This is a genomic window from Methylobacterium sp. J-072 (assembly GCF_022829425.1).
Taxonomy (GTDB): domain Bacteria; phylum Pseudomonadota; class Alphaproteobacteria; order Rhizobiales; family Beijerinckiaceae; genus Methylobacterium.
In genome coordinates, this window is the sequence record NZ_JAKSYK010000051.1 from 13,376 (window position 1) to 31,316 (window position 17,941).

Below are 17,941 nucleotides of genomic sequence, written 5' to 3' on the forward strand. Positions count from 1 at the left end.
GAGACGATGCCCGGCTATCTGCCCTTCGCGGGCGCCCTGAAGCTACCCGCCTATACCTGCGACAATTGCGGGTTCTGGCAGCGCCATTTCGAGGCACCGCCGTCCTGCCCGCTCTGCCTCGACGCCCGCCACGTGGTGCCGCAGGACGGCTGGCGCTTCCGAACCGCACGGGAAGCGCAGGACGCCTTCCCGTGCCATTGGCAGGAGCTGGAACCGGGCGTCTGGCGGTTCTGGAACGAGCCGGTCTCCGGCATCGGCCCCTCGGCCTACCTGATCCAGACCGAGAACGGGAATATGGGTTTCGAGGGCTGCCCGGTCTTCAGCGAGGCCGCCCTCGACCAGATCGAGACGCTCGGCGGCATGCAGGTCCTCTCGGCCTCGCACCCGCATGCTTACGGGGCGTTTACGCAGCTCCAGGACCGGTTCGACCCGGAATTGTGCCTGCCGGCTGCCGATTTCATCTGGAGTGCCGCGCTTCAGGTGAGCTGGCCGTATGACGATTTCCTCGAGCCCCTGCCGGGTCTGGAGCTGCATCGCACCGCGGGGCATTTCGACGGCCACGCCGTCCTGTACGACCGGACGCGAAAGATCTGCTTCTGCGGCGACGCCCTGAAGTTCGAGCTGGATCCGGCCGATCCGCGCCGAGCCAAGACGATCTCGGCCCACAAGGCGTTCGTGCGCGGGGTGCCGCTCACGCCGGGCGAGCTGCGCCGCTACCGCGACGTGTTCGAGCGCCTCGACTTCACCCAGACGTGGACGCCGTTCGAGCCCGCGCGCAATTGCGGCCGGCGCGAGGTTCTGGCGCTGCTGGATCAGTTGCTGAGCGGCCGCGCGCATGCCGCGCCGGTACCGCTCGACAGCCTGCCGGTTCAGGACCGGTAGAGCGGATCGTTCTCCAGGCGGATTGGCCGCCCGTGCGGCGTCGCTGCGGCAGCGCGCAGGAACGCTTCGGTGCGAACGGCCACGCTGTCGGGGGCCGCGATCCCGCGCTCGGCCAGGATCGTTTCCAGGGTGGCGAGCCAAGCCCCGTAATCGGCGGCCTGCTCGGGACCATCGGCCGGCCGGATCTCCCGGCCGAGGCGGTCGGCCCATTCGGCCCAGGTGAACAGGCCGGCCTCCTGCAGGGACACCACCAGGGCGAAGACCTGCGCCTCCCAGGGGGCCGCAAAGGTTTTTGGAACCGGTTCGCTCATGCCGGGTCCAGATACGGTTCGAAAGCAGCCCCCGTGACGATCCCGCCCGGATCGCCGCTCTCGCCCCACAGCTCCAGCGCCGTGAAACTGACGGTGTACAGCCAGGTCGGGTTCTCGCCCGCCCCGTAGGCGTTGGTATCGGGATACACGAAGGCGCCGTCGATGCACTCGACCCGGCCGCGCTTCCCGCGGACGTAGCGCGGCAGGCGGGTATGCCCGGTCGGGTGGATATTTCGGGCGATGACGGCATCGCCCACCGCGAAGCGGGCGGGTGCGCTGGCCTCGCGGCTGCTCGGGAAGCCGGCCCGGAAGCGCGCCTCCAGGCCGTCGCGGGCGAGCACCCGCGCCACCGGCTTGGCGGGCTCGGAGGCCCGGCCCGCCGCGATCTCCTCGGGTGTCGCGAGGCCCGTCGCGGCGACCTGCTTCTCCAGGGCCGCCAGCCAGATCTCGTAGTAGCTCGACGCGAGATACTGGGCTGGCGGCAGCGATTCCCGGTTGGCGCGGCTGCCGTCGAGGTTCCAGGCGCCGGTGTAGCCCATGGCCATCGCCATCGCGAAGACCCGGCGTTCCCAGTCGGCATGGAACACCGGCTCGTCCGGCTCCGGCACCACCGGCCCGAAGCCGTGCGCGCCGCCGAGGTCCTGGGCACCGTTCATACCGGCATCTCCGGCGGGCTCGGCGGGACCGAACCGGGCAGGCCGGTGCCGATCATCGCGTCGCGGGTGACGAGGGCGGCCAGGGCCTCCTCGGAAAAGCCTTCGGTGTTCGCGGGCCGCATCGGCAGGACCATGTACCGGGTCTCGGCGGTCGAATCCCAGACGGTGATCCGGGTGGTCTCGGGGATCGTCACGCCGAACTCGGCCAGCACGCCACGCGGGTCGATCACCGCCCGGGCGCGGTAGGGCGGCGCCTTGTACCAGACCGGCGGCAGGCCGAGCACCGGCCAGGGGTAGCAGGAGCAGAGCGTGCACACGACGAGGTTGTGGGTCTCGGGCGTATTGGCCACCACCACCATGTGCTCGCCGCCTCGGCCGCCGATGCCGAGCTCGGCGATCGTCGGCGTGGCGTCGGCCAGGAGCCGCGCCCGGTAATCCGGATCGACCCAGGCCCGGGCCACCACCCGGGCGCCGGCATGCGGCCCGACCTTGTTTTCGTAAAGGTCCACGAGGGTGTCGAGGGCCGCCGGGTCGATATAGCCCTTCTCGGTCAGCAGGGATTCCAGCGCCCGCACCCGCGCCTCGACGGGCGAAAGATCGCTGCCGTGCGGGTGGTCATGCGCGTGCAAGTGGTCGTGCGCGTGGTCGTGGCTCATCCGTCCTCCTGGCCATCGGTATTCTGCACCGGCGCCTCGCCCACGGCCACTGCCGTTGCGATGTATCAATCATGATCGCGACGGATTGCGCGATCCTCCGGTTTTTCCGGGAGCGTTTGGTATCGGTTCAGATTTGGGACGCTACCGACGTTAGAGCAGTTCCAGTATACAAGACGATCGGGACCAGGATACGCGTATGACCGATGACATCGCGACCCAGTCGGACGGGACAGAGCGCGGCGGCGCGACCGGCTACGCCGCGATCATCGGCCAGCATCTCGCCCTACCGATCCGGGATTATTTCCAGATCGTCGAGCAGGAGCCGCTGCCGGCGCAGCTCGCTGGCCTCCTAGCGCGCTTCGAGGCCGCTGTGGCGGCGCGCGGCCAAGTCGTGGCGTTCGATTTCCGCAGCGACATCATCAAGGCGCTCCCGGCCCTGCGCACCTTCGCGCTGTCCCTCGCCGGCGACGTGAGCCGGGCCGACGACCTCGTCCAGGAGACCTTCGTGAAGGCTTGGGCCAACCAGACGCGGTTCCGGCCCGGGACGAACTTCACCGCCTGGCTGTTCACGATCCTGCGCAACCAGTTCTACTCGGAGCTGCGCAAGAACCGGCGCGAGGTCGAGGACGTGGATGGCACGCATGCCAGCCAGATGACCAGCCTGTCCGACCAGGAGGATGCCAGCACCCTCAAGGTCGTGTGGAAGCAGCTCGGGACCCTCCCGGCCGCCCAGCGGCAGGCGCTGCTGCTGGTTGGCGCGGAGGGGCACACCTACGAGGAGGCGGCGAGCAAGCTCGGCTGCCAGGTCGGCACTGTGAAGAGCCGGGTCAGCCGGGCGCGCTCCTCGCTGCTCGATACCCTGGGCGTGGTGGTCGCGGGACAGGCCCCTGCGGTGTGAGGGGGCCGCACCACGCCGTTTTCGGAACGCGCCCGTCTCAAACCCTGCCCGTTTCAACGGCGGGGCGTGGACACGCGCTCCGGATGCCCCGGATGCTGAGATGACGGGAAGACCGAGCCTGCTCAGACCGGAGCCCGCCGCCGGTGCCAGTCGGTCGCCCGCTGGTAGGCCTGGCCGATCCGCAGGGCCATCGCCTCGTCGTAGCCCCGGCAGGTGATTTGCAGCGAGAGCGGCAGCCCGGCGGCTGTGAACCCGTCGGGCAGCGCCAGGGCGCAGAGGTCCAACAGGTTGCCGAAGCGGGTGAACCGCGACGGCAGATGCGCCTCGTCGACTTCGGCGAGCGCCACGGCGGCGCATTCGGTCGTCGGCGTCAGCAGGGCGTCGATCCCCTCCAGGGCGGCGGCATAGGCGACCTTCATGGCAGCGCGGCGCTGGAGCGTGCCGAGATACTCCTGGGCCGAGACCTTCGCGCCGGCCAGGATCCGGGCCCGCACGGCGTCGCCGAGCTGCGAGGCCGGGTCCTCGGCAAGGGCGCCGTTGACGAAATAGGCCTCGGCGTTGGTGATCCCGCTCATCGCGACGCAGTCGCTGAACCGGAACGGCAGGGCGACGTCGACGATCTCGGCCCCCTGCTGGGCCAGGAGGTCGAGGGCCGCGTCGTAGGCCGCCAGCATGTCAGCGGCGACGCCCTCGCGCTCGGCTTCCGGCATCCGCCCGAGCCGCAGGCCGCGCACGCCGCGGTTCAGGGTCGACCAGGGCGCGTCCGGGGCGATCCCCCGGGTGGTGGGATCGAGCGGGTCGGGGCCGGAGATCGCCTCGTAGAGGAGCGCTGTATCCTCGACCGTGCGCGCCAGCGGGCCGGGCGTGTCCAGCGTCGTCGAGAGCGGCACGATCCCCCAGGTCGAGACGCGCCCGACCGTGACCTTCAGCCCGGTCAGCCCGCAGAAGGAGGCGGGCAGGCGCACGGAGCCGCCGGTATCGGTGCCGATGCCCCAGGGCGCCATCCGGGCCGCCACCGCGACCCCGGTGCCGCTGCTCGATCCGCCCGGCGTGCGCGGCGTCTCGGGATCCCAGGGGTTCCAGGGCGTGCCGAGATGCTGGTTGGTACCCCAGCCGCCATAGGCGAACTCCACCGTATGGGTCTTGCCGAGCACGATCATGCCCTGGGCGATCAGCCGCCGGGCGATGGTCGCGGTGCGCTCGGCCCGGCGCGCCCGGTGGGCGGCCGAGCCGCCCATGGTGATCCGGCCCTCCAGGTCGATCAGGTCTTTCAGCACCACCGGCACGCCGTGCAGCGGCCCGACCGCGTGGCCGGAGCGGATCGCCCGGTCGGCGCCCTCGGCGGCCAGGCGCGCATCGGCGGCGAACACCTCCGTGAAGGCCTGGAGCTTCGGCTCCAGCTGCTCGACCCGGCCGAGCAGCGCGTCGACCGCGTCCACCGGCGAGAGTGTCTTCGATCCGATCGCCCGTGCGAGTTCGGCCGCGGACGCGTCGACGAGATCAAAATCAGCCATCGGGATCACTGCACGCTGACGAGGGTGAGGTCGACGAACCAGGATTGCGGGGAGACGAAGCCGTGGATCTTCTTCGACATCCCGCGCGGGTTGAGGTCGTGCACGATGAACAGCCACGGCGGGTTGTCCACCAGCCGCTCGTGGGCGAGCGCCGTCTGTGCGTCGATGACCTTCGTGTCGCTGGTCTCGGCGAGCGCCTTGAGGGCGGCGTCGAATTGATCGTCCTTCCAGTTCGGGAAGTTGAAGCCGCCGGGTGGGAACCGGTCCCCCGCGAAGTAGCGCGCCATCACGCTGGGATCGGACGAGGGCGAGGAGACGTTGAGCGCCATCGAGCCCTGGAGGCTCTGCGCGTCCGGCAGCGCCCGGCTGGAATTCAGCAGCACCTGCCATTCGACCACGTTGAAGCTCAGCTCGACGTTGCAGGCCTGCTTCAGGTTCTCCTGCAGGTACTCGTTCATCGGCATCGGCAGCATCTGCCCCGAGCCCGAGGACGAGATCATCACCTTGAGGCTGAGCGGTTTTTTTTCGGAATAACCCGCCTCGGCGAGCAGCGCCTTGCCCTTGGCGGCGTCGAACCCATAGCGGTTCTTCGGCGAACCGAAATTCGGGTCCTTGTCGTTGAGCCAGCCCGAGGCCGGCTCGGCCGTGCCGTTAAGCAGCTCGACGATACCGGCCCGGTCGACGCAATAGTTCAGCGCCTGGCGGACGCGCACGTCCTTCAGCGGGCTGTCCTTGGCGCCGATGTTGAAGATGTACGGCCAGACATGCGGGTAGGAGCCCATGGTGATGGCGAAGCCCGCCTGCTTCAGGGACGGGATCGCGTCGGGCGCCGGCACCTCGATCCAGTCGACCTGCCCCGACCGCAGGGCCGCGACCCGGGCATTCGCCTCCGGGATCGGCATCAGCCGGACCCTGTCGACCTTGGCCATCCGGCCCGGATCCCAGTAGCCGTCGAACTTGGCGAGATCGACCGATTCCCGCGGGGCGACCCGGGTGATCTTGAACGGGCCGGTGCCGGCCGCCGGTAGTGCTGCGACCTTGGCCCAGTCGCGCCCCGCCGTCTCGAAGGATTTCGGCGAGGTGAACAGCAGGTAGACCACCATGTCGGGGAAATACGACGCGACCTGCGTGGTCGTAATCTGAACGGTGGCATCGTCGATCTTCTTGTAGCCCCCGACCAGCGGCGCTCGGGCGCGGGAGATGCCGGCCCCCTGCGGCTCGAATTGGGGACTGTCGTTCTTGAAGTAGCGGTCGAGGTTCCAGATCACCGCGTCGGCGTTGAACGGGCTGCCGTCATGGAAGCTGACGCCCTGGCGCAGGTGGAAGGTCCAAAGTTTCTTGTCGTTCGGGTCCTGCTCCCAGCGCTCGGCCAGGGCCGGGACGATGCCGGCGAGCTTGTCGTTGTGCTTCAGGTCCCACTGCACCAGACCCTCGAAGATCGGGTAGCCGAGGAAGCGCATGCCCTCGAAGCCGTTATTGGGCATCCCCGTGGCGGTGGGGATGTCGGAGGCGGTCATGGCGATGCGCAGCACGCTCTCGGCGTGGGCCGCGGGGGCGAGGCCAAGGGAACCGGCGACGGCAGCGGCAAGCAGGCGGCGAAGTTTCATCGGATCCCGTTCGTCGAGGTTGCGGGCCGCCACCGGCAAATCCCGCGCCAGATCATGCGATAGTCCGGGCGTCCGATGACCGGGTGATGGCGCGTTTCGGCCCTTGCGCTCGGCGCGGGCTGCGCCACGATAATAAAGAATGCGCGTTGCCGGCCGCCTGAGCCGGACCGAGAGGGAGCCGCCCGTGACTGATGGGACGCCAACCACGATGAACGGGGCCGAGAGCCTCGTCCGGACCCTCGTCGCCGGCGGGGTCGAGGTCTGCTTCACCAATCCCGGCACCTCCGAGATGCACTTCGTCGCCGCCCTCGACCGGGTCGAGGGGATGCGCTGCGTCCTGTTCCTGTTCGAGGGCGGGGCCACCGGCGCCGCGGACGGCTATGCCCGCATGGCCGACAAGCCGGCCTCGACCCTGCTGCATCTCGGGCCGGGCCTCGCCAACGGGCTCGCCAACCTGCACAACGCCAAGAAGGCGCGCACCCCCGTCGTCAACATCGTCGGCGAGCACGCCACCTATCACCGGGAGTACAACGCGCCGCTGACCTCGGATATCGAGGGGCTGGCCCGCCCGATGTCGTCGTGGGTGCACACCGGCCTGAGCGCCGCCGAGATCGGCTCCGACGGCGCCGCCGCCATCGCGGCCGCCCGCACCGCGCCGGGCCAGGTCGCGACCCTGATCCTGCCGGCCAACACCGCCTGGGACCCGGGCAACGGCATCGCGCCGGTGCCGCCGATCCCCGAGCGGACCAAGGCGGGAGATTCGGCCATCTCGGCAGCCGTGGCGGCGCTCTCCAGCGGCGAGCCGGTGCTGCTGCATCTCGGCGACCGGGCGGTGCAGGGCGAGGGCCGGGTGATCGCCGACCGGATCGCGCGCAAGACCGGCGCGATGCTGATGGCCATGACCTCCAACGCCCGGATCGACCGGGGCGCCGGCACGGTGCCGATCGAGCGCTTGCCCTACCCGATCGACCAAGCGATCGAGGCCCTGAAAGGTTTTCGCCATATCATCCTGATCGGCGCGACCCAGCCGGTGGGGTTCTTCGCCTATCCGGGCAAACCGAGCCTGCTCGCCCCCGAGGATTCTTCGACCATCACCCTCGCCACCCCCGAGGAGGACCAGATCGACGCGTTGGAGCGGCTCGCCGAGGCCGTCGCCGCGCCGCCGGCCGAACCCCTCGCGGTGGAGCCGCGGCCGAGCCTGCCCGGTTCGGGCGCCCTGGACCAGGACAATATCGGCCGGGTCCTCGGCGCGCTGATCCCGGAGGGCGCGGTGATCTGCGACGAGTCGATCACCACCGGCCGCAACTTTTTCGCCCTGACCCGGGATGCGGCGCCGCATTCCTGGCTGCAGCTCAGCGGCGGCTCGATCGGCCTCGGCATCCCGATGGCCACCGGCGCGGCCATCGCCTGCCCCGGCCGCAAGGTCATCAACCTCCAGGCCGATGGCAGCGGGCTCTACACCGCCCAGGCGCTCTGGACCCAGGCCCGCGAGCGCCTCGACGTGGTGACGCTGATCTGGTCGAACCGCTCCTACGCGATCCTCCGGGCGGAACTCGCCAATGTCGGCGCGCACAATCCCGGCCCGAAGGCGCTGGGCATGTTGAGCCTCGACGATCCGGCGATCGATTGGGTCAGCCTCGCCCGCGGCTTCGGGGTCGAGGGCCGGCGGGTCGAGACGCTGGAGGATTTCATCGCGGCGTTCCGGCACGGGTTGGATAATCCCGGCCCGTATCTCATCGAAGTCGCCCTGTGAGCGGAGCTGCCTACGCGCTTCCTGGGCTCGAAGGCCCGGCCGAGATCCGGATCGACCGCTGGGGCTTGGCCCATATCCGCGCCGCCACCGCGCTCGACGCCTTCCGGGTCCAGGGCTTCAACGCCGCCCGGGACCGGCTGTGGCAGCTCGACCTCTGGCGCAAGCGCGGCCTCGGCCTGCTGGCGGCGGATTTCGGGCCGGGCTATCTCGCCCAGGACCGGGCCGCCCGGCTGTTCCTGTATCGCGGGGATATAGCGGCCGAGTGGGCCGCCTACGGGCCGCAGGATACGAAGGCCATCGTCACGGCTTTCGTGAACGGGATCAACGCTTTCGTCGAATTGACCGAGACGCGGCCGGACTTGCGGCCGCCCGAATTCGCCCTGACGGAGACGCGCCCGGCCCGGTGGTTGCCGGAGGATGTCGTCCGGATCCGCAGCCACGGGCTCGTGCGCAACGTCCTGTCCGAGGTCGCCCGCGCCCGGGTGCTGGCCCGGGCCGAGACCCGCGAGGCCGGCCTTACCGCCGACGACCTGCGCAAGCGCATCAGCCCGCCGCACGAACCGGTGGTGCCGAACGGGCTCGACGCCGCCGACTGGCCGGACGATCTCCTGGACGATTTTCGCCTCGCCACCGCGCCGGTCGGGTTCACCCCCGAGCGGATGGCCGTACGGCGCGACGAGGCCTGGGATTGGACCAAGGTCGACGCCCACGGCGCGGTCACGCGGGAGACGCGCGCCGCCTCGAAGGAGCCGGTCGAGGGCTCGAACAACTGGGTTGTGGGACCCGCCCGCACCGAGACCGGCCGCCCGATCCTGGCGAGTGACCCGCACCGGATCTACCTGCAGCCGTCGCTGCGCTACGCGGTCCACCTCACCGCCCCGGGCCTCGACGTGATTGGCGCGGGCGAACCGGCGCTCCCCGGCATCTCCATCGGCCATAACGGGCAGGCCGCCTTCAGCCTGACCATCGCGCCGATGGACCAGGAGGATCTTTTCGTCTGTGAGACCGACCCGGCCGATCCGGATCGCTACCGCTACGGCGACGGCTGGCAGCCGATCGAGCGCATCGTGGAAAAAATCCCGGTGCGCGGCGGGCCGGACGAGACCGTGGTGCTGGCCTTCACCCGGCACGGTCCGGTGATCCGCGAGACGGCTGGCCGTGCCTTCGCGCTGCGCACGGTCTGGTCCGAGCCGGGCGCTGCCGCCTATCTCGGCAGCCTCGCTTATCTCGGCGCCACGAGCCCGGAGGCGTTCGGACAGGCCCTGCGCCACTGGTCGGCGCCTTCGGTCAACCAGCTCTATGCCGACGTGACCGGGCGGATCGCGTGGTTCATGGCCGGCAAGGCGCCGGTGCGCCCGGCCCATGACGGGCTGCTGCCGGTGCCGGGCGACGGCCGCTACGACTGGGCTGGGTTCCACGATCCCGACGCCCTGCCCCGCCGCATCGACCCGCCGGAGGGCTACCTCGCCACCGCCAACGAGATGAACCTGCCGCCGGATTTTCCCGCCGAGACCCGCAAGGTCGGTTTCGAATGGGCCGAGCCCTGGCGCGCCCGGCGCATCCGCGCGGTGCTCGATGGCCAGAGCCGGCACAGCCTGGCGGACTCCCGGGCGCTCCAGGGCGACGACGTTTCCGAGCCGGCCCGGCGTCTCGCGGAACTCGTTCGAGCGCTGCCGGCGGTGGCGGATCCCGATGTTGCGGCGGCCCACGCCCTGCTGGCGCCCTTCGACGGGTCGCTGCACGAGGCCTCCGCCGGCGCCGCCCTGATCGAGCTGTTATGGGTCCGCCACCTGCGCCCGGCTTTGCTCGAGGCGCTGGTGGCGGATGCCCGGACCCGTCGCCTGCTGCCGCCCGGTGATACCCAGAGCCTGATCGAGCGGCTGGAAAGCGGCCTCGATCCGGCCGTGCGAACAACCCTTCTGACCGAGACCTTGGGTGCCGCGTTCCGGGCGTGCTGCGCGCGGATGGGTCCGGATCCCGAAACCTGGTCTTGGGGCCGGCTGCACCACGCCCTGTTCGCCCATCCGCTCTCAAGCCTGCGGCTGGATTCGGGCTGGGATGTCGGCCCGTTGGCCGTCGGGGGCGCCGCGGCATCGGTCATGCACGCGGAGTACCGGACCGACACGTTCCAGCTGACCCACGGCGCCTCGTTCCGCATGGTCGTGGATGTGGGCGACTGGGACCGGTCGGTGTTCATCAACGTGCCCGGCCAGTCGGGTGAGCCGGGCAGCCCGCATTACGCCGACCTGGCCCCGATCTGGGGCCGCCGGGACCATGTGCCGATGCTCTACGGCCGCGCCGCCGTGGAAGCGGCCACCGAGACGATCATCACGCTGAGCCCGGCCTCCGACTGACCGGCGGCCGACCGAAGACGGGGACTTGAGACCTTGAAGATCTTCATCGCCGGATTGGCCACCGAGACCAACACCTTCGCGCCCCTGCCCACCGGCCGCGCGGCCTTTCTGGCCGACTATGCCCGCCGGGACGGCAGCCAAAATCCACCCCGCCTCAGCAACATCGCCCTCAAGGCCTGGCGCGAGCAGGCCGAGGCGGAGGGGCACAACGTGGTCGAGAGCCTCTCGACCTTCGCGCAGCCGGGCGGCATCACCCTGCGGGCGGTCTACGAGGAGCTGCGCGATGCGCTGCTCGACGATCTCCGGGCGGCCATGCCTTTCGACGCGGTGCTGCTGTTCATGCACGGCGCCATGGTCGCCGAGGGCTATGACGATTGCGAGGGCGACACCCTGGAGCGGGTCCGCGCCATCGTCGGGCCGGACGCCACGATCGGCGTCGAGCTCGACCTGCATTGCCACCTCACCGAGACGATGCGGCAGAGCGCCGACGTGATCGTGATCTACAAGGAATACCCCCACACCGACATCGTCGACCGCGCCCGCGACCTTTATCCCCTCGTGGTGCGGACAGTCTCGAAGGAGATCCGGCCGGTGATGGCCTATGCCGATTGCCGGATGATCAATATGTGGCGCACCACCCGCGAGCCGGTCTCAAGCTTCGTGCGCCGGATGGAGGCGCTGGAGGGCCGGGACGGCATCCTGTCGGTTTCCTTTGGGCACGGGTTCCCCTGGGGCGACGTGCCGGATGTCGGCGCCAAGATGCTGGTGGTCGCCGACGGCGATGCCGCCAAGGCGCAGGCGCTCGCGGACGAACTCGCCCGGGAGGTCTGGGCGATGCGCGAGGAGGCCGCGAGCCGCTGCGAGAGCATCGATGCCGCCCTCGACGCGGCTTTGGCCTCGGACGACCCGCGCCCGATGGTGCTGGCCGATTTCGCCGACAATGCCGGGGCGGGTGCCCCCTCCGACAACACCGCGATCCTGGCGCGCCTCGCCGAGCGCGGCTTCACGGATGTGGCGCTCGGTCTGATCTGGGATCCCGGCGCGGTCGGGATCTGCCACGAGGCCGGGCTGGGCGCCTCGTTCGTGCTGCGCATCGGCGGCAAGTGCGGCGTCACCTCGGGCGATCCCGTGGACCTGCGCATCACCGTGCGGGGCCTCTCCGAGGATCATAGCCAGGGCGGCCTCAGCGGCGGCCGGGCTCGTCTCGGCCCCGCCGCCTGGGTCGAGGCCGAGGGGATCCACGTGGTCCTGACGCATATCCGCCAGCAGGCCTTCGCGCCCGACGCCTTTACGGGGCTCGGGCTGACCCTCGACGACAAGCGGATCGTGGTGGTGAAGTCGATGCAGCATTTCTACGCCGCCTTCGCGCCGATCGCGAGCGAGGTCCGCTACGTCGCGGCGCCGGGCGCGGTCCCGCCGGATTACGGCGCGATCCCCTACACCAAGCGCTCGGGCCGGTACTGGCCCAAGGTCGCCGATCCCTTCGCCGATCCTTTCGCCGAGAGCGCCCGATGATCCCGGACCTGCATGTCGACGCCGATTCCATCCTGGCGACGCTCCGTCCCTGGGTGGAGTGCGAGAGCCCGACTCACGACGCGGCGGCGGTCAACCGGATGATGGGCTTGGCCGCCCGCGACCTCGCCGTCGCGGGGGCCGCGGTCGAGACCATTCCCGGGCGGATGAGCCTGAGCGATTGCGTGCGTGCGCGCTTTCCGCACCGGCACCGCGATCGGCCCGGCATCCTCGTGCTCGGGCATCTCGACACCGTGCATCCGGTCGGCACCCTGGCGAGCCTGCCCTGGCGGATCGCGGGCGACCGCGCCTACGGGCCGGGCATCCTCGACATGAAGGGCGGCAACGTCATCGCGCTCGCGGCGATCCGTGCCCTGGTGGCCTCCGGGATCGAGACGCCGCTGCCGGTGACCTTCCTGTTCACCGGCGACGAGGAGGTCGGAAGCCCCTCGACCCGGGACCTGATCGAGGCCGAGGCCGCCCGCCACGCCTTCGTGCTGGTGCCCGAGCCGGGCCAGGCCGACAACGGCGTCGTCACCGGCCGCTACGCCATCGCGCGCTTCGACCTGGAGGCCGTGGGCCGCCCGAGCCATGCCGGCGCCTCGCCCCATGAAGGCCGCTCGGCGATCCGCGCCATGGCGCGCATGATCCTGGCGATCGACGGCATGTCGGATGCGGATTGCACCTTCTCCACCGGGATCGTCTCGGGCGGGCAATGGGTCAATTGCGTCCCGACCCTGTGCCGCGGCCAGGCCCTCAGCATGGCCAAGCGCCAGGCCGATCTCGACCGCGGCGTCGACAGGATGCTGGCCCTGTCAGGCGTGCAGGACGGCGTCCGCTTCTCGGTCACCCGGGGCGTCACCCGGCCGGTCTGGGAGCCCGATGCCGGCTGCATGGCCCTCTACGACCAAGCACGGACCGTGAGCGAGGCGCTCGGCCAGCCCCTGCCCCATCGCAGCGCCGGCGGCGGTTCGGACGGCAACTTCACCGGCGCCAACGGCATCCCGACCCTCGACGGCCTCGGGCCGCTGGGCCAGGGCTTCCACACCCTCGACGAGCACGTGCTGATCGAGACGCTGCCCCAGCGGGCGCGGCTGTTCGCGGCTCTGCTCGCCAATCTCGGCACCGCGGGCCGATCGTGAGCCCGGACCCCGTGACGGTCGCAGTCGCCGGCGCCACCGGCGATCTCGGCCTGCGGATCGTGCGGGCACTCCAGCGCGAGGGCGCGGCGGTCACCGCCCTCGTCCGGCCCGGGACGGATCGAGACCGGCTCGCTCCGCTGGCGGCTTTGGGCGCGCGCGTGGTCGAGGCCGGCCCGGGCCGTCCCGGAAGCTGGCAATTGGCCTGCGCGGGCGCAGCCTGCGTGGTCTCGGCCTTCAATGGCCTGAGCGGGACGGTGATCGACGCGCAGACCGCCCTGCTGGAGGGCGCCGTCCGGGCCGGCGTGCCGCGCTTCATCCCGTCGGACTACTCGATCGACTATGCCAAGACCGTGCCCGGCGGGAACCGCAACCTCGACCTGCGCCGCGCCTTCCGCGACCGTCTCGACGCCGCCTCGATCCAGGCCACCTCGGTGCTCAACGGCGCCTTCATGGAACTGCTCGACGGGCAGGCGCCGCTGATCCTCAACCGCCCGCGCCTTGTGCTCCATTGGGGCAGCGCCGACCAGATCCTCGACTTCACCACCAAGGACGACACCGCCGCCTTCACGGCCCGGGCCGCCCTGGATCCCGGGACGCCGCGGTGGCTCCGCATCGCCGGCGACAGCCTGAGCGCCCGCGACTTGGCCGAGGCAACGAGTGCGGCCCGAGGCACACGCTATCGGGTGCTGCGCGCCGGCAGCCTCGGCTCTCTGGGTTTGATGATCCGCGTCGCCCGCACCCTCGCGCCGGGGCGCGGGGCGGTGTTTCCACCCTGGCAGGGCATGCAGTACCTGGGCGACATGTTCGAGGGTCGTGCCCGGCTCACGCCCCTCGACAATGACCGCTACCCGGATCTGCCCTGGACCCGGGTCCAGACCTTCTTGGCGGAGACCAAAGGCCGACAATGAGATCAGGCGCGGCCCCAGCCGAGGGCTGCCACCGCCAAGGCGCCGATCATCCCCCCGATCGTGCCGCCGCCGAAGAACCCGGCCATGGCCAGCATCGGGCCCGAGGATGCAGCCAGGGTACAGACCAGGGCGCTTCCGACGCAGCCTGCGGTGGCGATCACGGACATTGGTGCCTCACACAACTGTCGGTTGTATAAGCGAGGCCGTTGCAATCCGGTTCCCGGGCTGCGGGTGGGATTGGGTCAGACTGGATCGATCGGCATCTCCGGCACGCCGGACGCCTCGATCGCCGCGCCCGCCGCGAGGCACAGGTCCTCCCGGTATCGGGCGGCGACGAGCTGCACACCGACAGGGGTGCGTCCGACGAGGCCGGTGGTGACGGTGAGCGCCGGGACGCCGAGCGGCGCCAGGCCGACCTGCAGCAGATTCGCCTCGAAGGCCCGCTCGATTCCGGCCTCGCCGGTCCGGTCGAGCCCGTCCGGGAACGGCAGCTCGGCCGAGACAGGCACCAGCAGCACCGGATGCTCGGTCAGGAACAGCGACCATTCTCGAGCCAAAGTCGCGCGCCGGATCAGCGCCTTGGCGATGGCGTCGGGCGGCATCGCTTCCGCCGGCTCGCGGAAATACTCCAGCAGGTCGATGGCCGCTGGGTCGCCCTCGCGCTCGGCCGCGGCCCGGGTCGCTTCGTAGCCGTCGCCGAGCCAGAGCTGCAGCTGCAACGCGCTCGCCTCTCGGATCGGCGGGGTGTCGGCGATCTCCTCGACCACCCAGCCCGCCTTGGTCAGCCGCCGCGCCGCCTCGCGCAACGCGGCCTCGACCTCCGGCACCACCGCCAGGCCCCCGGGCCGCACGCACAGAGCCGCCCGGCGCGGCACCGCCGGGCCTTCCAGCGGGGCCGGAACCCACCACGGGTCGCGCGGGTCGGCGGCCGCCATCGCGTGGAGGCCGAGACGCAGATCCGCGATGCTGCGCGCCAGCGGCCCCGACACCGCCATGAGCTGCGGCCCGATCCCGCGTTCGGGCGACGACGCGTTCCAGGCCGGGATCCGGCCGAGGCTCGGGCGCAAGCCATGCACGCCGCAGGCATAGGCCGGGTAGCGCACCGAGCCGGCGATGTCGGTCCCATGGGCGATCGCCCCGATCCCGGCCGCCACTGCGGCGCCGGCCCCGCCGGACGAGCCCCCGGGGGTCAGCGCCGGATCGCGCGGGTTCTTGGTCTCCCCATGCAGCTGGTTGGTGGTGAACCAGCGCAGCGAGAAGGCGGGGGTGTTGGTCCGGCCGAGCAGCACCGCCCCGGCCCGCCGGAAATTGGCCACCACGGGATTGTCGTCGGACGCCACGAGGTCGCGCTGGAAGCGCAGCCCGTTCGTGGTCACGAAGCCGCGCTGGTCGACATTCACCTTGATCGTCACCGGCACGCCCGCCAGCGGCCCGAGGGCATCGCCCCGGGCGCGGGCGGCGTCGACCGCGTCGGCCTGCGCCAGCACCTCCTCCGGGCGATGCGCGACCACGGCGTTGATCCGGCCGTTGACCGCATCGAGCCGTCCGAGGGCCGCCTGAGCCACCTCCCGGGCCGACACCTGACCGGTGCGGATCAAATTCGCGAGATCGGTCGCGGTCAGACGCCAAAGCTGCATCATAGGTCCCTTCGCCGAGCCCCGCGGGGCCGAGATTCGCTCCGGATCCGTGCCGCGCGGCAGCCCGCCACGGTCCGTCATGGCCTTATTCTTTATGCAAGTGCCCGGCCGCTTTTTTGAGCACAAGACGATTGCGAACGGCGGCAACGGCTTGCCGCGCTGCAGCAGAGAGAACTAAGCATTTCGCCGTAGTCGGCCCTTGCCAGACACAGAGTGATTGATAACCTCTTCACCGTTCGGGCGTTCGACCGGCCAGATCAACAAAAAGGATCGCTCTCCTCCGACGAAGACAGGCAACCTCCAGAACAAGGCAGGCTTCCATGGCAGAGATGATTCGCGTCAAGCCGACTCACGACGGCACCTATACAGTCTATCGCGGGACTCTCGCGTTGATCAGCGGCCTGACCCGCCTGCAGGCCGAGCGCTACGAAGCCAGCATCAGCCAGCAGCAACGGACCGAACTCGCCTCCGCGGGCCATTGAAGGTCGGCTCCGAGGCCGGCCCCCGGATGGGCGCGGTCGGCCTCGGAACAGACGAAACCGCGCGCCGCTCCCTTCAATCGAGGGCGATTGGTCCGAGGTCGAAGACGATTCCGGCCGTGTCGAGACCGCGCCGCCGCGCGCTGACAGCGTAGCCGTCTCCCGACCGGGCGATCTCGTACAGCAGGTAGGAGGCCCGGCGCGCCGCCATCCCGCCATGCCCGTCCGGCCGCGCCGAGGCCGAGGGCGCGCCGATCACCGGCACGGAGCGACCGTCCGGTCCCGGCACCAGGGCGCTGGTGGTGGTGTGGTTGTGGCCGTGCAGGATCAGGTCCGCACCGGCCCGGGCGATCATCGCCGTGAAGGCGGCAGCATCTTTGAGTTCCCGCCCCGCCGAGGCACCCCCCGGCTGCGGCGGATGGTGGATCATCACCACCCGGAACGGCCTGCCCGGCTCGGTGGCCAGCGCCCGCAACAGGGCCTCGGCGGCGGCGAGCTGCGGCGGTCCGAGGCGCCCGGTCGCCACGAACGGCTTGGTCGGGATCGCGCTCGAAAGGCCGATCAGCGCCACGGGGCCGCGCCGGCGCAGATAGGGAAACCGGCCGGACGAGCCGGAATCGTCGCTCGTATAGCCCCGGCAGGTCGCCAGCAGGCCCTCCAGCGAGCCGCGGACATAGGCGTCGTGATTGCCCGGCACGAAGCTTACCGTCTCGGGCGAGCCCAGAGCCTCCAGGAAGGTGCGCGCGGTCTCCCACTCGCTCGGCAGGCCGATGTTGCACAGGTCGCCCGTGCAGGCGACGTGCGAAGCCCCCTGCTCCTTCAGGTCCGCCACCAGGGTTTCGAGCACCGTCATGTCGTGGCTGCGCGAGCGGCCGCGCCGCCAGTTGGCGTAGCCGGTGGCGCGCTTGCCGATAAGCTGGTGCAGGCGCACGCGGCCCAGCGGGCCGACATGCGGGTCGCTCAGATGGGCGAGGCGGAAGGTCAAGGCCGAGGATCAACGCTCGCGAGGGGCACGGGACGCGCCCCGCATCGCGGTCACGAGCCCGCGCGTCAAGCGCTGCCGATCAGCATGCCCGTCGCGAGCACCAGCGCGCCGCCGAGCATCACCTGGATCGCCGCGCGCCAGAACGGCGTCGCCATGAAGCGGGTGCGGATCGCCGCGATCGCGACCAGCTCGACGATCACCACCAAGACGGCGAGGCTGGTGGCGAGGAGGAACGGGTTCGGCCAGCCGGGCGGGAGCCGATCGGGAATCGCGTAGGGCAGCGTGTGCCCGAGGCCGCCCAGCGTCGTCATCACCCCGCAGACCAGGCCGCGCAGCCACGGATCGCCGCGCCCGGTGATGCTGCCATCGTCGGACAGCGCCTCCGTGAAGCCCATGCTGATGCCGGCCCCCACGGAGGCCGCGAGACCGACCAGGAAGGTCGCGCCGTTATGGCCGGTGGCGAAGGCTGCCGCGAAGATCGGCGCCAGGGTCGAGACCGATCCGTCGATCAGACCGGCCAGGCCCGGCTGCACGTAGCGCAAGGCGAAGGCCTTCCGGGCCTCCGCGGCGGCGTCGGCCAGATCCTCGAGGACGGCTGCCATGGGTTTGCGCTCCTGTTTAGATGAATTCCAATCTATAATTTAGAA

16 protein-coding genes and 1 pseudogene are annotated in these 17,941 nt (G+C 70.7%); 8 read left to right on the forward strand and 9 right to left on the reverse strand.

From position 1 onward, the window contains the following. Positions 1 to 6: 6 nt before the first annotated feature. Positions 7 to 882, forward strand: coding sequence for an MBL fold metallo-hydrolase (locus tag MKK67_RS04565; protein WP_243962479.1), 876 nt, complete (start codon positions 7 to 9; stop codon positions 880 to 882). Here the strand turns inward: MKK67_RS04565 and MKK67_RS04570 are convergent. The 3 genes from MKK67_RS04570 to nthA are packed head-to-tail and all read right to left on the reverse strand — an operon-like array spanning position 870 to position 2,505. Then, positions 870 to 1,193, reverse strand: a complete 324-nt coding sequence (locus MKK67_RS04570; RefSeq protein WP_243962480.1) for a nitrile hydratase accessory protein — start codon at positions 1,191 to 1,193, stop codon at positions 870 to 872. The genes MKK67_RS04565 and MKK67_RS04570 overlap by 13 nt on opposite strands. Further along, a complete protein-coding gene (gene nthB / locus MKK67_RS04575; protein WP_243962481.1) occupies positions 1,190 to 1,849 on the reverse strand; it encodes a nitrile hydratase subunit beta in 660 nt (219 codons plus the stop codon). Before nthB ends, MKK67_RS04570 begins: the two co-directional genes overlap by 4 nt. Beyond that, on the reverse strand, positions 1,846 to 2,505 hold the full coding sequence (gene nthA, locus MKK67_RS04580; protein WP_243962482.1) for a nitrile hydratase subunit alpha: 660 nt from the start codon (positions 2,503 to 2,505) through the stop codon (positions 1,846 to 1,848). The genes nthB and nthA overlap by 4 nt, the downstream gene beginning before the upstream one ends. A gap of 196 nt (positions 2,506 to 2,701) precedes the next feature. On the opposite strand from nthA, the gene MKK67_RS04585 reads away from it, so the two are divergent. Then, on the forward strand, positions 2,702 to 3,403 hold the full coding sequence (locus tag MKK67_RS04585; protein ID WP_243962483.1) for a sigma-70 family RNA polymerase sigma factor: 702 nt from the start codon (positions 2,702 to 2,704) through the stop codon (positions 3,401 to 3,403). A gap of 122 nt (positions 3,404 to 3,525) precedes the next feature. On the opposite strand, the gene MKK67_RS04590 is transcribed toward MKK67_RS04585, so the two are convergent. Both MKK67_RS04590 and MKK67_RS04595 read right to left on the reverse strand, forming a co-directional pair. Next, complete coding sequence (locus MKK67_RS04590; protein ID WP_243962484.1) at positions 3,526 to 4,917, reverse strand: amidase; 1,392 nt, start codon at positions 4,915 to 4,917, stop codon at positions 3,526 to 3,528. 5 nt (positions 4,918 to 4,922) lie between these two features. Further along, the gene (locus MKK67_RS04595) at positions 4,923 to 6,524 is read right to left on the reverse strand and encodes an ABC transporter substrate-binding protein (protein WP_243962485.1); all 1,602 of its coding nucleotides are present in this window, start codon (positions 6,522 to 6,524) and stop codon (positions 4,923 to 4,925) included. A gap of 208 nt (positions 6,525 to 6,732) precedes the next feature. Between MKK67_RS04595 and MKK67_RS04600 the strand changes: the two genes are divergently transcribed. From MKK67_RS04600 to MKK67_RS04620, 5 genes are read left to right on the forward strand one after another with little or no spacing between them, the layout of a single operon-like run. Beyond that, the gene (locus MKK67_RS04600) at positions 6,733 to 8,277 is read left to right on the forward strand and encodes an acetolactate synthase large subunit (RefSeq protein ID WP_243962524.1); all 1,545 of its coding nucleotides are present in this window, start codon (positions 6,733 to 6,735) and stop codon (positions 8,275 to 8,277) included. Next, positions 8,274 to 10,631: a penicillin acylase family protein gene (locus MKK67_RS04605; RefSeq protein WP_243962486.1), complete on the forward strand. Its 2,358-nt coding sequence runs from the start codon at positions 8,274 to 8,276 to the stop codon at positions 10,629 to 10,631. Before MKK67_RS04600 ends, MKK67_RS04605 begins: the two co-directional genes overlap by 4 nt. Positions 10,632 to 10,664: 33 nt before the next feature. Further along, positions 10,665 to 12,146: a M81 family metallopeptidase gene (locus tag MKK67_RS04610; RefSeq protein ID WP_243962487.1), complete on the forward strand. Its 1,482-nt coding sequence runs from the start codon at positions 10,665 to 10,667 to the stop codon at positions 12,144 to 12,146. Next, positions 12,143 to 13,285, forward strand: a complete 1,143-nt coding sequence (locus MKK67_RS04615; RefSeq protein ID WP_243962488.1) for a M20/M25/M40 family metallo-hydrolase — start codon at positions 12,143 to 12,145, stop codon at positions 13,283 to 13,285. Before MKK67_RS04610 ends, MKK67_RS04615 begins: the two co-directional genes overlap by 4 nt. 11 nt (positions 13,286 to 13,296) lie before the next feature. Continuing rightward, positions 13,297 to 14,193: an NmrA family NAD(P)-binding protein gene (locus tag MKK67_RS04620; protein WP_243962489.1), complete on the forward strand. Its 897-nt coding sequence runs from the start codon at positions 13,297 to 13,299 to the stop codon at positions 14,191 to 14,193. A 2-nt stretch (positions 14,194 to 14,195) separates the two neighbouring features. On the opposite strand, the gene MKK67_RS04625 is transcribed toward MKK67_RS04620, so the two are convergent. Continuing rightward, on the reverse strand, positions 14,196 to 14,360 hold the full coding sequence (locus MKK67_RS04625; protein ID WP_243962490.1) for a hypothetical protein: 165 nt from the start codon (positions 14,358 to 14,360) through the stop codon (positions 14,196 to 14,198). A gap of 75 nt (positions 14,361 to 14,435) precedes the next feature. Further along, positions 14,436 to 15,833 (reverse strand): amidase family protein, encoded by a 1,398-nt coding sequence (locus tag MKK67_RS04630; protein ID WP_243962525.1) that lies wholly within the window; start codon positions 15,831 to 15,833, stop codon positions 14,436 to 14,438. Between the two features lie 317 nt (positions 15,834 to 16,150). On the opposite strand from MKK67_RS04630, the gene MKK67_RS04635 reads away from it, so the two are divergent. Then, on the forward strand, positions 16,151 to 16,312 hold the full coding sequence (locus MKK67_RS04635; RefSeq protein ID WP_243962491.1) for a hypothetical protein: 162 nt from the start codon (positions 16,151 to 16,153) through the stop codon (positions 16,310 to 16,312). 73 nt (positions 16,313 to 16,385) lie between these two features. Here MKK67_RS04635 and MKK67_RS04640 read toward each other — a convergent pair whose 3' ends face one another. Then, positions 16,386 to 17,294 (reverse strand): metallophosphoesterase family protein, encoded by a 909-nt coding sequence (locus MKK67_RS04640; protein ID WP_243962492.1) that lies wholly within the window; start codon positions 17,292 to 17,294, stop codon positions 16,386 to 16,388. Positions 17,295 to 17,359: 65 nt separating this feature from the next. Further along, positions 17,360 to 17,854, reverse strand: a pseudogene (locus MKK67_RS04645) (VIT1/CCC1 transporter family protein); the annotation flags it as partial. Between the last annotated feature and the right edge of the window lie 87 nt (positions 17,855 to 17,941).